The organism is Rhodococcus sp. IEGM 1354, from assembly GCF_030056855.1.
In the GTDB taxonomy this organism is placed as follows: domain Bacteria; phylum Actinomycetota; class Actinomycetes; order Mycobacteriales; family Mycobacteriaceae; genus Rhodococcoides.
This window is the reverse complement of record NZ_JASHKT010000006.1, coordinates 1-13732: the sequence shown is the minus strand read 5'-3', so window position 1 is coordinate 13732 and position 13732 is coordinate 1. Positions and strand designations below refer to the sequence as shown.

General features: G+C 64.0%; 16 protein-coding genes and 1 pseudogene. 6 read left to right on the top strand and 11 right to left on the bottom strand.

Annotated elements, in window-relative coordinates; all coding sequences use genetic code 11:
* Positions 1–6 precede the first annotated feature (6 nt).
* The gene (gene purU / locus QM588_RS14320) at positions 7–891 is read left to right on the top strand and encodes a formyltetrahydrofolate deformylase (protein ID WP_032365183.1); all 885 of its coding nucleotides are present in this window, start codon (positions 7–9) and stop codon (positions 889–891) included.
* A 10-nt stretch (positions 892–901) separates the two neighbouring features.
* Here purU and QM588_RS14315 read toward each other — a convergent pair whose 3' ends face one another.
* The 5 genes from QM588_RS14315 to QM588_RS14295 form a co-directional block, all read right to left on the bottom strand.
* Positions 902–1927 carry an alpha/beta fold hydrolase gene (locus tag QM588_RS14315; protein ID WP_442972928.1) on the bottom strand — a complete coding sequence of 342 codons (1026 nt, stop codon included), beginning with the start codon at positions 1925–1927 and terminating at the stop codon, positions 902–904.
* Between the two features lie 80 nt (positions 1928–2007).
* The gene (locus QM588_RS14310; RefSeq protein WP_283314206.1) at positions 2008–2298 is read right to left on the bottom strand and encodes a DUF2516 family protein; all 291 of its coding nucleotides are present in this window, start codon (positions 2296–2298) and stop codon (positions 2008–2010) included.
* A gap of 67 nt (positions 2299–2365) precedes the next feature.
* A complete protein-coding gene (locus tag QM588_RS14305; protein WP_283314203.1) occupies positions 2366–3157 on the bottom strand; it encodes a heparin-binding hemagglutinin in 792 nt (263 codons plus the stop codon).
* Complete coding sequence (locus QM588_RS14300) at positions 3150–3617, bottom strand: helix-turn-helix domain-containing protein (RefSeq protein ID WP_027498394.1); 468 nt, start codon at positions 3615–3617, stop codon at positions 3150–3152. Before QM588_RS14300 ends, QM588_RS14305 begins: the two co-directional genes overlap by 8 nt.
* Positions 3618–3690: 73 nt before the next feature.
* Positions 3691–4965 (bottom strand): DUF445 domain-containing protein, encoded by a 1275-nt coding sequence (locus QM588_RS14295; RefSeq protein WP_283314201.1) that lies wholly within the window; start codon positions 4963–4965, stop codon positions 3691–3693.
* Positions 4966–5042: 77 nt separating this feature from the next.
* On the opposite strand from QM588_RS14295, the gene QM588_RS14290 reads away from it, so the two are divergent.
* Complete coding sequence (locus QM588_RS14290; protein WP_283314799.1) at positions 5043–5783, top strand: TetR/AcrR family transcriptional regulator; 741 nt, start codon at positions 5043–5045, stop codon at positions 5781–5783.
* On the opposite strand, the gene QM588_RS14285 is transcribed toward QM588_RS14290, so the two are convergent.
* Positions 5780–5953, bottom strand: coding sequence for a hypothetical protein (locus QM588_RS14285; RefSeq protein WP_230073331.1), 174 nt, complete (start codon positions 5951–5953; stop codon positions 5780–5782). The genes QM588_RS14290 and QM588_RS14285 overlap by 4 nt on opposite strands.
* Positions 5954–6025: 72 nt before the next feature.
* On the opposite strand from QM588_RS14285, the gene QM588_RS14280 reads away from it, so the two are divergent.
* Both QM588_RS14280 and QM588_RS14275 read left to right on the top strand, forming a co-directional pair.
* Entirely contained in the window at positions 6026–6571 is a 546-nt protein-coding gene (locus QM588_RS14280; RefSeq protein ID WP_283314200.1) for a type 1 glutamine amidotransferase domain-containing protein, read from the top strand.
* Positions 6572–6587: 16 nt separating this feature from the next.
* Positions 6588–7574: an iron-siderophore ABC transporter substrate-binding protein gene (locus QM588_RS14275; protein WP_283314199.1), complete on the top strand. Its 987-nt coding sequence runs from the start codon at positions 6588–6590 to the stop codon at positions 7572–7574.
* 47 nt (positions 7575–7621) lie between these two features.
* Here the strand turns inward: QM588_RS14275 and QM588_RS14270 are convergent, their stop codons facing one another.
* The gene (locus QM588_RS14270) at positions 7622–8083 is read right to left on the bottom strand and encodes a PPOX class F420-dependent oxidoreductase (RefSeq protein ID WP_283314198.1); all 462 of its coding nucleotides are present in this window, start codon (positions 8081–8083) and stop codon (positions 7622–7624) included.
* A 33-nt stretch (positions 8084–8116) separates the two neighbouring features.
* Between QM588_RS14270 and QM588_RS14265 the strand changes: the two genes are divergently transcribed.
* Positions 8117–8974, top strand: coding sequence for a polyphosphate kinase 2 family protein (locus QM588_RS14265; protein ID WP_283314195.1), 858 nt, complete (start codon positions 8117–8119; stop codon positions 8972–8974).
* An 80-nt stretch (positions 8975–9054) separates the two neighbouring features.
* On the opposite strand, the gene QM588_RS14260 is transcribed toward QM588_RS14265, so the two are convergent.
* The 4 genes from QM588_RS14260 to aceA all read right to left on the bottom strand — a co-directional run bounded on the left by QM588_RS14260 (position 9055) and on the right by aceA (position 12888).
* Positions 9055–10095, bottom strand: a complete 1041-nt coding sequence (locus QM588_RS14260) for an NAD(P)-dependent alcohol dehydrogenase (RefSeq protein WP_222066204.1) — start codon at positions 10093–10095, stop codon at positions 9055–9057.
* Between the two features lie 96 nt (positions 10096–10191).
* The gene (locus tag QM588_RS14255) at positions 10192–10473 is read right to left on the bottom strand and encodes a hypothetical protein (RefSeq protein ID WP_205914000.1); all 282 of its coding nucleotides are present in this window, start codon (positions 10471–10473) and stop codon (positions 10192–10194) included.
* Positions 10474–10558: 85 nt separating this feature from the next.
* Entirely contained in the window at positions 10559–11434 is an 876-nt protein-coding gene (locus QM588_RS14250; protein WP_283314192.1) for a 3-hydroxybutyryl-CoA dehydrogenase, read from the bottom strand.
* A gap of 164 nt (positions 11435–11598) precedes the next feature.
* On the bottom strand, positions 11599–12888 hold the full coding sequence (aceA, locus tag QM588_RS14245) for an isocitrate lyase (protein ID WP_027498404.1): 1290 nt from the start codon (positions 12886–12888) through the stop codon (positions 11599–11601).
* A 532-nt stretch (positions 12889–13420) separates the two neighbouring features.
* On the opposite strand from aceA, the pseudogene QM588_RS14240 reads away from it, so the two are divergent.
* A pseudogene (locus tag QM588_RS14240) lies at positions 13421–13732 on the top strand (hypothetical protein); the annotation flags it as partial.

The following is a 13732-nucleotide window of genomic DNA, read 5'->3' as shown; positions in this document are numbered from 1 at the left end:
GCCCCCATGAGTTCTTCCGTGTCCGAGGATCGCCGCTACGTTCTGTCCCTCGGTTGCCCAGACAAGACGGGCATCGTCGCCCGTATCTCCACGTTCCTCGCCGAGGTCGGCGGCTGGATCGTCGAGGCCGCCTATCACGCCGATCCCGATACCGGTTGGTTCTTCACGCGTCAGGCCGTGCGGGCTTCGTCGGTGAGCATGAGCGTCGAGGATCTGCGGGCCCGCTTCGCCGAAGTGGCTGCCGAGCTCGGCCCGGAAACCGAATGGGCACTGCATGATTCGGGCGCACCCAAGCGAGTCGTACTGCTGGTGAGCAAGGAAGCACACTGCTTGCACGATCTCCTGGGCCGCGCGGCCGGCGGGGAGCTACCCGCTCAGATCTCGGCAGTGATCGGCAACCACAGGTCGCTCGAGCCCGTTGCTGCGGCGCACGGAACACCCTTCCATCACGTCGAGTTCGCCAAGGACCCGTCCGAGCGCGGACCGGCCTTCGAGGAAGTCCGGTCACTCGTCGACTCCTACGACCCGCATGCAGTGGTGTTGGCGCGCTTCATGCAGGTGTTGCCCGAGTCGCTGTGCGAGCACTGGGCCGGTCGCGCCATCAACATCCACCACAGCTTCCTGCCGTCGTTCGTCGGTGCTCGGCCGTACCACCAGGCGTTCGCCCGTGGCGTCAAGCTGATCGGCGCGACGTGCCATTACGTGACCGCCGAGCTCGACGCAGGTCCGATCATCGAGCAGGACGTCATCCGCGTCGACCACTCCGACGAGGTGACCGACATGGTGCGGCAGGGCCGAGACATCGAGAAGCTGGTGCTCTCCCGCGGCCTGCGCTGGCACCTCGAGGATCGAGTCCTGGTTCACGGCCGCAAGACCGTGGTGTTCAGCTAGATCGTTCGGGTCACAGGTTCCGCAGGCGAACCACTTCGGCGTTGAAGTCGTCGATCGCTTCCACCGAGCTCATGTGGCCGATTCCGGGAATCACGATCAGTCGGCTCAGGTGGTCGTGGTCGTCGAGTGCTCGGGCGAGCTTGCGCGCGTGCACCGGCGGGGTCAGCCGATCCGCAGATCCGACGAGCACGCTGGTGGGCACGGACATGTTCTCGAGCGCCTCGCGGATGTCGAGGTCGCTCAGCGCAGCGCCCCAGATCCCTCGGGTACGCGGCGCGCACTCGAGCACGATCTTCTCGCAGAACGCCACCTCGGCCGGCGTGGCACCGGGAGCCATCGAGATGTACTTGATGGCCTGGCGGGTCACCGGGGACGGCCGTAGCGGCAGCGCCGAGCTCAGCACAGCGCGTCCCACCGGGGCTGGTACCCGCGGGAAGCGCTGCGGCAACGGGATGACGGTGGTCTCGCGAACGAGGGAATCCGTCGCCGTACTGGCGAGCAGCACGGCGCTGACCAGACGGTCGACCTGATCGGGGTAGTTTCCGGCCCACGCCATGATCGACATGCCGCCCATACTGTGCCCCACCAGGACGGTCTTGTTGTCCTCGGTGACGGTGGCCGAGAGAACGGCCGACAGGTCGTCGGCCAGTACGTCGGGGCTCAGCGGACGTGTTCCGACGTCGCTGCGCCCGTGTCCGCGCTGGTCGTAGACGATGACGCGGTAGCGACCCGCGAGCGCATTGATCTGCGGAAACCAGTAATCGGCCGAGCATGTCCAACCATGGCTGAACAGGACCGGTTCGGCATCGGGGTCACCGTAGCTACGCACATGCAGGTGTGCGCCGTCGTCGGTGACGACTTCGGTGACGGTCGGCTCGACAGTGGGATGTTGCAGCAACTCGTCGGGTTGCACGTCCGTGGTCTTGGTGAACGAATGCAGTCGACGTCGCCGAACGACGAAGGCCCCGATGCTCGCGGCCGCGGCGATGCCTCCGACTCCGAGCAGCGAGCGTTCGATTACCTTGCGTGAAACCACTGATATTCCCCTCTACCTGTGACCCCCGAGCGGGTGCGGTAGAGATTACGCCCAGCACCGAACGGGTGCTTGAAGCCCCTCTACCAGCGTGGTCCGCGCTGAATGCCGTCGATCTTGGGACGAACATCCACCAGATACACCGCGATCGCGACGACGCCGATGATCCAGAACATGATGACCATCGGGCCGATCAGCGTCAGCAGCAGTCCTACGGCCAGGATGCCCAACCAGGCATTCTTGGTCAGCTTGCCGGTGGCCGGAAAAGCGTCGGCGCGCTGGCGTAGTGCGTGAAAGATTGCGTACGCCGCTCCTGCAATCGAGATGATTTGCAGGAGCAAGAAGATCGTCTGGGAGAAGCTGCTCGCAATCACGTCGCCCAGTGTACGAGAAACGACCCCTGCACCGTGCGGTGCAGGGGTCGTTTCCTTTACGAGTGCTTTAGCTGGTGGTCTTCTTGGCCGGAGCCTTCTTGGCCGGTGCCGGTGCGGTCTTCTTGGCAGCCGGTGCCGGTGCCGTCTTCTTGGCCGGTGCCGGAGCAGCCTTCTTGATCGGTGCGTCGGCGGTGCCGCGGGTCTTGGATTCGACCTTGCCTGCCACGCCGCTCACCTTGTCGGACGCCTCGACGGCCTTGTCCTTGGCTTCGTCGCCGGCTTCGTCGATGTTCTCGGCGAGCTCGTCGGCAGCCTCGGAGATCTCGTCGGCACCTTCGCGAACCTTGTCCGACGCGATGCCGGCCAGAGCCGCGGCCCGCTCGCCGACTGCGCGAGTCTGCGAGGCGACGGTTCCCAGTGCCTGCTCGGTGAGGTCGACGACGTCGTTGGCGGCGGAGTTGGCGCGCTCGAGGCCGTCTTCGACTGCCGGGGTGCGGCGGATGCGCTCGACGGTCTCTTCGCCGCGCTCGGCGAGCGAGGTGTACAGATCGGACGCGACCTTGAGGTACGCCTCGGCTACCTTGCGAAGCTCGTCCGGGGTGAAGCGCTCGCGGAGTTCGGCGATCTCGTCGGGCAGCTCTGCAGGCAGGTTCGTCAGGCGCTCGCGGAGCGACTCGACGCCTTCGGTGACCTCTTCGGAGAGGTCTGCGATGCGAGCATTGACCTCGCTGGTGCGGCTCTCGGCGCGCGAACGCACCTGAGCGACGACGTCCGCTACCGCCTGGACGACCGCGTCGCCGGCACCGACGGCTGCGAAGATGGGGGTCTTGACGTTCTCGAAGTTCTTGGAATCAGACATCTGGTGTCTCCTGTTCGTCGGTTTCGGGCTCTTGCGTCGACTCGTTCTCACGACAGAACGAGTCGTAGATCTCGATCAGCACTTGCTTCTGCCGTTCGGTGATGTGCTCATCGCCGAGCAGAGCTTCGCGCACCGGACCGTGGGGACGCGCTTCCAAGATCCCGGCCCGGACGTACAGCACCTCGGAGGAGACGCGCAGACCCTTGGCTATCTGCGCAAGCACTTCTGCGGACGGGTTACGTAGTCCGCGTTCGATCTGGCTCAAATACGGGTTGCTCACTCCGGCCCGGCTCGCGAGCTGCCGCATGGATACTTGTGCGGCTTCTCGCTGGGACCGGATGTAGCTTCCGATGTCCTGGGCTGCAGTCGTGACGACTGCGGCGACAAGGTCCCCGGCCTCGGCGACCACCTGCGTCGCCTCGGTCGCTTTGGCGACCAGATCCCCCTCGTTCTCGGCCATCTCGGCCTCCTGGTTTCGGTGTCCTACTGGACGGTACCGAAGGGTGCTAACTATTGCAAGCACTCTGCTAGCACTAGTGCCCGAAGATCAGATCGGAGATGGTGAAGATCGCCAGTCCTGCGATGGAACCGACGACGGTGCCGTTGATCCGGATGAACTGGAGATCCCGTCCGACCTGCAGCTCGATCTTCCTGCTCGCTTCCTCGGCGTCCCAGCGCGCGACGGTGTCGCCGATGATCGTCGTGATCTCGTCCGCGTAGTTGGCAGCGATGTAACGGGCCCCACCGAGCAGCCAACCGTCGGCCTTTCCGCGCAATTCGTCGTCGTCGCGCAGCCGAATGCCGAAGTTGGCCGTGTTCTCCTTGATCTTGTTACGCAAAGTACTCGTCGGATCGTCCACCGACTCGGTGATCAGACGCTTGGCCACCTTCCACGTCGACGCGGCGAGGCCGGTGATCTCCTCGCGGCCCATGATCTGCGCCTTGAGCTTCTCGGCCTTCTCGATGGTGGCCGGATCGTTCTGCAGATCGTTGGCGTAGTCGACGAGGAACTTGTTCGCCGCCAGGCGCACCTCGTGTTCGGGATTGGAGCGGATCTTCCACGTGAACTCGACGAGTTCCTTGTAGACCTTCTCCCCCAGCAGCGTGTCGACGAACTTCGGCGACCAGTTGGGCGAGTCCCGGGCGACCACGCGATCGATCATCTCCTGGCTGCCCAGTGCCCACTGATGAGCCCGTTCGGCCAGCATGTCGATCAGCGGCAGCTGACGATTCTCGCGAAGCAGCTCGTCGAGGATGCGGCCGATCGGCGGTCCCCATTGCGGATCGGCCAGTCGGCGCACGATGGTGCTGTCGATGACGGCGGTGATGTCTTCGTCGTTGAGCACGTCGACCACACCGTGCAGCACCGTTGCCGCCTCGGCCGCCACCCGTTCCGCATTGTCGGGTTGGGCGAGCCAGGTGCCGAGCCGCAACGGCACCTGAGCCGACGCGACCTTCTCCGAGACCACCTCGGGGGCGAGGAAGTTGCTGCCGACGAAGGAGCTCAGACTGGCACCGAGCTGATCCTTCTTCTTCTTGATCAGGGCCGTGTGCGGAATCGGAATGCCCAGTGGGTGCTTGAACAGCGCCGTCACCGCGAACCAGTCCGCCAGCGCGCCCACCATGCCCGCTTCCGACGCCGCTCGGACGTACCCCACCCAAGCCCCGGCACCGGTGGACTCCTGCCAGCGGCAGAAGAGATAGACGATCGAGGCGAAGACGAGGAATCCCGTCGCGACGGTTTTCATCTTGCGGAGGTCGCGACGCTTGGTCTCGTCGTCGAAGTTCATGAGCTGCACACCCGACATTGTGCCCAGAATCGCAACCGATCAACCGGGCACGGCCCCCTCCTGTGTCGTGCCCGACGCATAAGGTGGGTGACGTGGTGAAAAATAGTGCGGCGGCAGCTTCGGAGGACGCCCCCGAGGCGGACGCGGACAAGCCCAAAACCGAGAAACCGGACGGCCGCAAGCGTCGATGGCGAGAGCACAAGATTGCCCGACGCGAGGAGCTCGTCGACGGTACGTTGGCCGCGATCCGGCTGCGTGGTCGTGAGATCGGGATGGACGAGATCGCGTCGGAGATCGGTATCTCGAAGACGGTTCTCTACCGGTACTTCACCGACAAGAACGATCTGACCAGCGCGACGATGTCCCGGTACGTCGAGACCACCCTCGCGCCGCGCATCTACTCCGCGATCTCTCACGAGCTCGACGAGTACGAGCTGACCCGGGTGGTGGTCACCGCCTACGTCGAGACGGTGGCCACCGATCCCGAGGTGTACCTCTACGTGATGGCCAACAACGCCGGCAACAACCGGGACGTGGTGGCCGAGTCCGAGCGCATGATCGCCGAACTCCTCTCGACCGTGTTGGGTGAGCGGCTGCGCCAACGCGAGATGGATTCGGGCGGTTCGGTGCCGTGGGCGTTTGCCATCGTCGGTGCCGTCCAGTTGGCCACGCACTGGTGGATCTCGAACAAGTCCATGTCCGCCGACGACCTGATCGACTACCTCTGCATGATGATGTGGGGCGGCATCCACGGGGTAGCGATGGCCGACGGCTCACCGGCCAAGTTCAAATCTCAGCCGCATCCTCTGGTGGACGGCGAGCCGGGTAAGTCCTAGCGCTCGTCGTACTCGTCGTCGAGAGGAACTTCGGTGCGTTGTTCGATGACGTCCGTGGCGTCGGCCTCGACGGGGAGGTCGATCGCACTGGGCTCATCCGGTTCGTCCGCGATCGGCAGGTTCTGCTCGACGCGATCCTCGGTCGGTGATTCGATCGGTGATTCGCTCATGTGTTCATTCGTACCATTGCCGCGCACACGGTTCTCGTTTGAAAGTCGATGGTGCCGGTAATCCGAACGAGCATGAGCAACGAAACATTGTCCGGACGCCGAATTGCCGTACTCGCCACCGACGGTGTCGAGCAGGTCGAACTGGTGCAGCCGCGCGAAGCCGTCGAAAATGCCGGCGGCACAGTCACATTGGTGTCGCTCGATCATGGCGACATCCAAGCCATGAACAGCGACGTGAACGCAGGCGACACGTTCAGTGTCGACAGGATCGTCGGCGAGGTATCGGTCGACGACTTCGACGCATTGATTCTGCCCGGCGGCACCACGAACCCCGATCAACTGCGCGTGGACGCCGACGCCGTGGAGTTCGTCCGCGCGTTCGTACAGGCGCGCAAACCGGTGGGAGTGATCTGCCACGGCGCGTGGACGTTGGCCGAAGCAGACGTACTGACAGGCCGCACGGTGACGTCCTACCCGAGCATTCGGACCGACCTGCGCAACGCCGGTGCCACCGTCGTCGACGAGGAAGTGGTCGTGGACGGCAACCTGGTGTCGAGTCGTAACCCCGACGACCTGCCGGCTTTCTGCGCGAAGATCGTGGAGCACTTCCGCGCTTGATAGGTTAGCGTGCCCTATGCGCATTTCTCGATCTCTGGCCCTGCCTGCGGCAGTCGTGGCCCTCGCTCTGACCCTGTCCGCGTGCGGATCCAGTAATTCCGACGGCGACTCGGCCGATTCGGCCTCTGCGGGCACCGTCGTCACCGACATGTTCGGGGAGGTCGAGGTACCGGCCGATCCTCAGCGGGTAGTTGCGCTCGGCTGGTCCGATGCCGAGACCGCACTGGCCCTCGGCGTGCAACCCGTCGGGGCCAGTGACTGGCTCGGCGTCGGAGGCAACGGCCTCGGACCGTGGGTCACCGAAAAGTACGACACCGACCCCACGATCCTGGCCACCTACGACATCGACGCCGAGTCGGTCGCAGCCTTGGCACCGGACCTGATCCTGTGGACCCGAAGCACCAACGACAAGGCCGTGTACGACCAGCTGTCCGACATCGCACCTACGGTTGCGGCCCCACCGGGAACCGATGTCGCCTACGGCACCACGTGGGACGGGCAGACCGAGATCGTCGCCGAGGCGCTCGGGAAGGTCGACGAGGGCAAGAAGTTGATCGACGACACCAAGGCCCAATTCGCCGAGACCGTGGCTGAAAACCCGGAATTCGCCGGAAAGTCCGTCGCCGTCGGCACCCTGTACAGCGGCCAGAGCGGGGCCTACGTACGCGGCGACACCCGAGTCGACTTCCTCGAAGCGCTCGGGCTGACGAACGCCCCGGCCATTCAGGACCTCGCTCAACCCGGGAAGTTCAGCGTCGACCTCTCCGAGGAGAACATCGCGAACCTCGACGCCGACCTGACGGTCATGTTCCCCATCGGCAGCGGACCCGAGGTCATCACCGAGAACCCCCTGATCCAGGGACTGCCATCGGCCCGCGACGGACGCCTCGTGGTGCTGGGTGATACCGACCTGTCCAACGCATTCTCGGCCGCCTCGGTGGCAGGCACCCGATACGCACTGGACAACGCAGTACCGCTCTTCGCGGCACCGCTGAAGGGCTAGCTGACACCCTCCCGGGCGGGCTTGTCACACCCTCCCGGGCGGGCTTGTCACACCCTCCCGGGCGGGAAGCCACCCGCGGCGATCGGTCCCCAGGTCTCGATCACGATGCGTATCAACGACTTTCCCTGCTTCACCATCGCTGCGCGGTACTCGTCCCAGTCCGAGTGCTCGCCGGCGATGCTGCGGAAGTACTCCACCAGCGGCTCGACGGCGTCGGGGAGATCGATGATCTCGGCCGTACCGTCGACCTGCACGTAGTCGCCGTTCCAGTCGTCACTGTGCACCAACACGGTGACGGCCGAGTTGCGGCGGATGTTGTGCACCTTGGCGCGCTCGGGGTACGTGGCGATGACGATGCGGCCTTCCGAGTCCACGCCTGCGGACACCGGGGAGACCTGCAGACCGTCGTCGCGCTTGCGGGTGATCAGGGTGTGATGATGCCGCGGCGAGACGAACTCGAGCAGTTGCTCACGCGACACGGTCTCGGCTTTTGCGATGGTAGGGGCCATGAATCCCATGGTAGAGAAGTAGTCTTCTCGCCTATGGCCGACAAGTCGAAACTGTGGACTCTTTCTCCCGTCGATGTGCTGCGGGCCAGTTCCTCTCCCCGTGTGGAGGACATCGATTTCACCGCCACTCCAGGATTCGACGGCGCGAAAGCACACGGCAACGACGTCCTCGAGCAGCGCGGTGCAGTGCTGGCAGCGCTGCAGGAAAAGCTCTATGCCCATGGCCGCGCAGGCGGAAACAAGTCGGTCCTGCTGGTACTGCAGGGCATGGACACCGCAGGCAAGGGCGGCATGGTCAAGCACGTCATCGGGATGGTCGACCCGCAGGGCGTCGACCTCGCGTCGTTCGGGGTGCCGACACAGGAAGAGAAGCAGCACCACTACCTGTGGCGCATCCGCAAAGCCCTTCCGCGAGCAGGCCGAATCGGGGTGTTCGATCGGTCGCACTACGAGGACGTTCTCGTCGTCGCGGTCCACGACCTCGTGCCACGGCAGGTGTGGGAGAAGCGATTCGACGAAATCAACGCTTTCGAGAAGGAATTGGTCGACGAGGACACGGTCGTCGTCAAGGTGGCCTTGTTCGTGTCGGCGGACGAGCAGAAGAAGCGATTGCAGGAACGGCTCGACCGACCCGAGAAGCACTGGAAGTACAACCCGGGTGACGTCACCGAGCGTGGATTCCTCCCGCAGTACCGGACGGCGTATCAGCGGGTTCTCGATCGCACGGATACCGACCACGCACCGTGGTACGTCGTGCCGGCCGACCGCAAGTGGTACAGCAGGCTGGCAGTCACCGAAATCTTGATCGACGCGCTCGAAAAGCTCGATCTCGATTGGCCCGCAGCAGATTTCGATGTCGAACACGAGAAACAGCGACTGGCCGAAAGCTGAAACTTTCTTCGAACCCGTGAATGGTCCATCGACCCCCGTCTGGGCAGGTCAATGGACCATTCACGCGTACAGGGAGTTAGTTACAGCGTCGCTGCGTCGATGACGAAGCGGTAGCGCACGTCGGACTTGATGACGCGGTCGTAGGCCTCGTTGATCTTCTCGGCCGGGATGACCTCGATCTCGGCTCCGATGTGGTGCTCGGCGCAGAAGTCCAGCATCTCCTGGGTCTCGGCGATGCCGCCGACCATCGAGCCCGCGAACGAGCGACGGTTGGTCAACAGGGCGAATGCCGGGATCTCGAGGGGCTTTTCGGGAACACCGAGCTCGACGAGGGTACCGTTGCGGGCCAGCAGTCCCAGGTACTTGCCCATGGGCAGGTTCGCCGAGACGGTGTTGAGGATCAGGTCGAACTTGCCCTGCAGATCCTTGAGCGCGGTGGTGTCCTTGGTGGCGTAGTACTCGTCGGCACCGTAGGCCTTGCCGTCTGCTTCCTTCGCATCCGTCTGGCTCAGCACGGTGACGTGCGCGCCCATGGCGTGAGCGATCTTGACGCCGATGTGGCCGAGTCCGCCCATACCGATGATGGCGACCTTCTTGTCCGGGCCGGCTCCCCAGTGCTTGAGGGGCGAGTACAGCGTGATGCCGGCACACAGCAGCGGCGCGGCGACGTCGAGCTCGACGCCTTCCGGGATTCCGAGAACGAACTTCTCGGTGACGACGATCTGGGTGGAGTAGCCGCCGTGGGTGAACTCACCCTCGTAGGTCTTCGAGTTGTACGTCTGGACGACGCCCTTGGTGCAGTACTGCTCGTCGCCGTCCTTGCACGCCTCGCACTCGCCACAGGAGTCGACGAAGCAGCCGACGCCCACGCGGTCGCCCACCTTGCGGGTGGTCACCTCGGAACCGACCTCGGCCACGATGCCGGCGATCTCGTGTCCGGGAACGACGGGGTACGTGGTGCCACCCCACTCGTTTCGAGCGGTGTGGATGTCGGAGTGGCAGATGCCTGCGAACTTGACGTCGATGAGGATGTCGTTCGGTCCGACTGCGCGTCGCTCGATCGTCGCCTTCTCGAGCGGGGCGTCCGGAGCGGTGGCCTGGTAAGCGGTAGCTGAAGTCATGTCTACATTGCTACCTACGCATCTGTGTAAGCGCAACACAGCTACCGCTGCGACCAGGCTATTCCTGCTCTAAACGAGTCGTTCGCAACAGTAACTTCAGCTGTTCTTGGCGATATTGACGCCGAGCCATCCAACATACGCTGCCAGACCGACCAGTCCGATCTTGCGGGTCTTGGGGTATGCGATCGCCACGCCGACGGCCAGTTCGGTGGCCCCGTTACGACTGATCCAGGTTCGAGTGTCCTTGGGGAACGGAAGCTTGGTAATTCCTTCGAAAGCCTCCGGCACCACGAAATGGGCCGCGCCGGTGGCGGCCAACCCGATTCCGAATGCCTTGGGCACCAGACCGTTCGACTTCTTGGACTTGCTCACTGACATGCTCCCTGGGATCGAAGGATTTGCATCGGCAGACCGACAATAGCGCTCGGCAGGCCGCTGCGCGGCGACCCGCCCGAGACGCCCACTACTTTGCTACGCGGCCGTTCTCGTAGCGGTAGAAACCGGCCCCGGTCTTCTTGCCCGTCTGTCCTGCCTCGACCATGCGCAGCAACAGCGGCGGTGCCGCGAACAGCGGCTCGTCGAATTCCGAATACATGGAGTCGGCAATGGATTTGACGGTGTCCAGACCGACGAGATCCGCGAGCGCGAGCGGTCCCATCGGGTGCGCCAAACCAAGAACCGTTGCTTTGTCGACGTCTTCCTTCGTGGCAAATCCCGACTCGACCATGCGGATCGCCGAGAGCAGATACGGAACGAGAAGCGCATTGACGACGAAGCCCGAGCGATCCGCGGACCGCACCACCTGCTTGCCGAGAACATCTCCGGCGAAGGCTTCGGCGCGGTCGGCCACTACATCGGACGTTGCGCTCGTGGTAACCAGTTCGACGAGCGGCAGGACCGGTACCGGATTGAAGAAATGAAGTCCGACGACGCGCTGCGGTGCCGCGGTGGCCGACGCGAGCGTCGTGATCGGAATGGACGAGGTGTTCGAGGCGAGCACGGCTTTCGCGTCGGACACCACCGCGTCGAGCTCTGCGAAAATTGCCGACTTGACCTTCTCGTCTTCGAGGACTGCTTCGACAACCAGTTGACGGTCCGCGAAGTCCCCGAGGTCGCAGGTGAACCGCAATCGGGAGGCGGCGTGTTCTCGTTCGCGCTCGGTGATCTTGCCGCTGCTCACTCCGCGGTCCAGTGATCGAAGGATGCGGCTGCGGCCGGCTGCCGACAGTTCGCGAGTCTGTTCGTAGACCAGCACGTCGACGTGCGCACGGGCGCAGACCTCTGCAATTCCTGCGCCCATCTGTCCCGCTCCGACGATCCCCACCCTCTCGACCGTCATACAGCACTCCTGTTCATTTGCATTGCGGCACAACAGCATAAGGCGAGATGAGGGTAACTCTGCTGGGGTACCAGCAAACGTGCCCAGATACGAGTCAGGCGGCCCGCAACGAAACGCTGGGGCCGCCTGACTGGTGCGCTAGAAGGTGAGGAGAGGCGGTACCTCTAGTGGAACTGGCCTTCTTCGGTGGAGCCCTTCAGTGCTGCCGTCGAGGTGTTGGGGTCGACGGTGGTGGCGATGCGGTCGAAGTAGCCCGCGCCGACCTCACGCTGGTGCTTGATGGCGGTGAAGCCGCGCTCTTCGGCAGCCTTGAACTCGCGCTCCTGCAGGTCGACGAACGCGGTCATGCCTTCGCGGGCGTAGCCGTGTGCCAGGTCGAACATGCCGTAGTTGAGCGAGTGGAAGCCCGCGAGCGTGATGAACTGGAACTTGAAGCCCATTGCTCCGAGTTCCTTCTGGAACTTCGCGATGGTCGCGTCGTCCAGGTGCGCCTTCCAGTTGAACGACGGCGAGCAGTTGTAGGCGAGCAGCTGGTCCGGGAATTCGCTGCGAACCGACTCGGAGAACTTCTTGGCGACCTCGAGATCCGGGACGCCGGTCTCCATCCAGATGAGGTCTGCGTACGGCGCGTAGGCCTTGGCGCGAGCGATGCAGGGCTCGATGCCGTTCTTGACGCCGAAGAAGCCTTCTGCGGTGCGGGTTCCGTCGAGGAACTCGCGGTCACGCTCGTCGACGTCGGAGGTGATCAGCGTGGCTGCCTCGGCGTCGGTGCGGGCGATGATGACCGAGGGGACGTCGGCGACGTCCGAGGCCAGACGGGCGGAGGTCAGGGTGCGGATGTGCTGCTGGGTGGGGATGAGCACCTTGCCACCGAGGTGGCCGCACTTCTTCTCCGATGCGAGCTGGTCTTCCCAGTGCACACCTGCAGCGCCGGCCACGATCATGGCCTTCTGCAGCTCGTAGGCGTTCAGTGCGCCACCGAAGCCGGCTTCGGCGTCGGCCACGATCGGTGCAACCCAGTTCTTGACGGACGTGTCGCCCTCGATCTTGGCGATCTCGTCGGCGCGCAGGAGCGCGTTGTTGATGCGACGCACGACCGACGGCACCGAGTTGGCCGGGTAGAGGCTCTGGTCCGGGTAGGTGTGGCCCGAGAGGTTGGCGTCGCCGGCGACCTGCCAGCCGGAGAGGTAGATCGCCTGGAGGCCGGCGCGAATCTGCTGCACGGCCTGGTTGCCGGTGAGGGCACCGAGCGAGTTGATGTAGTCCTCGTTGTTGACGAGATCCCACAGGATCTCGCTGCCGCGGCGAGCGAGTGTGGCTTCTTCCACCACAGTGCCCTGGAGGTCGGAGACCTGCTGCGCGGTGAAGTTACGGGTGACGCCCTTCCAGCGCGGGTTGGTGTCCCAATCCTGCTGAATCTCGGCGGTGGTCTTCGGGGTGCCGGTGGTCGACATCGGAGCTCCAGTCTCTTCTCTGCTTCTCGGCCTGCCGCGAGACGAATCTTCACATCGTTGCCAGGCCCTTCTGGTGTACTCCAAAACAATGGCACACCCGAAAACAGGCGTCTACCAGTTGTTAGTGCCAATCTTGGCTAGCTTTCCAGAGCCCTTTGCTAAGTCTGCTAATTTTCGGCGCTCACATACCTCGCCGATCGGGCAACGTGGTTACTCGTCGGTAGCGACGAATCCCCAGTTGGTGAACGGAATGAACAAAATTCTTTACGGGACGCTTGTACGGTTTGAATCGGGCGTCTGAATCGAGTCAGAAATCTGCTAAATAGTGATGGACGTCACACACGCTGCGTCTCACGATGTGGACGCTGCACAACGTGCTCCACTCGCGATCTCTCGTTGGAGAATCCCCCGTGCGAGTGCGTCGAGTGGAGCAGGAATTGCACCATCCACAGGCAACCGGCCATGCACAGGGCATTCCATTTCCCCAGGCCGACCGATCAACGCCGTACAGCGAGACACCGATGCTGCAGCCATGACACGCCAGAACCCCACAGGTCGTTCCGCAGGCCCCACTCCCACCCCCACAGGTCATTCCGCAGGCCCCACTCCCACCCCCACAGGTCATTCCGCAGGCCCCACTCCCACCCCCACAGGTCATTCCGCAGGCCCCACTCCCACCCCCACAGGTCATTCCGCAGGCCCCACTCCCACCCCCACAGGTCATTCCGCAGGCCCCACTCCCACCCCCACAGGTCATTCCGCAGGCCCCACTCCCACCCCCACAGGTCATTCCGCAGGCCCCACTCCCACCCCCACAGGTCATTCCGCAGGCCCCACTCCCACC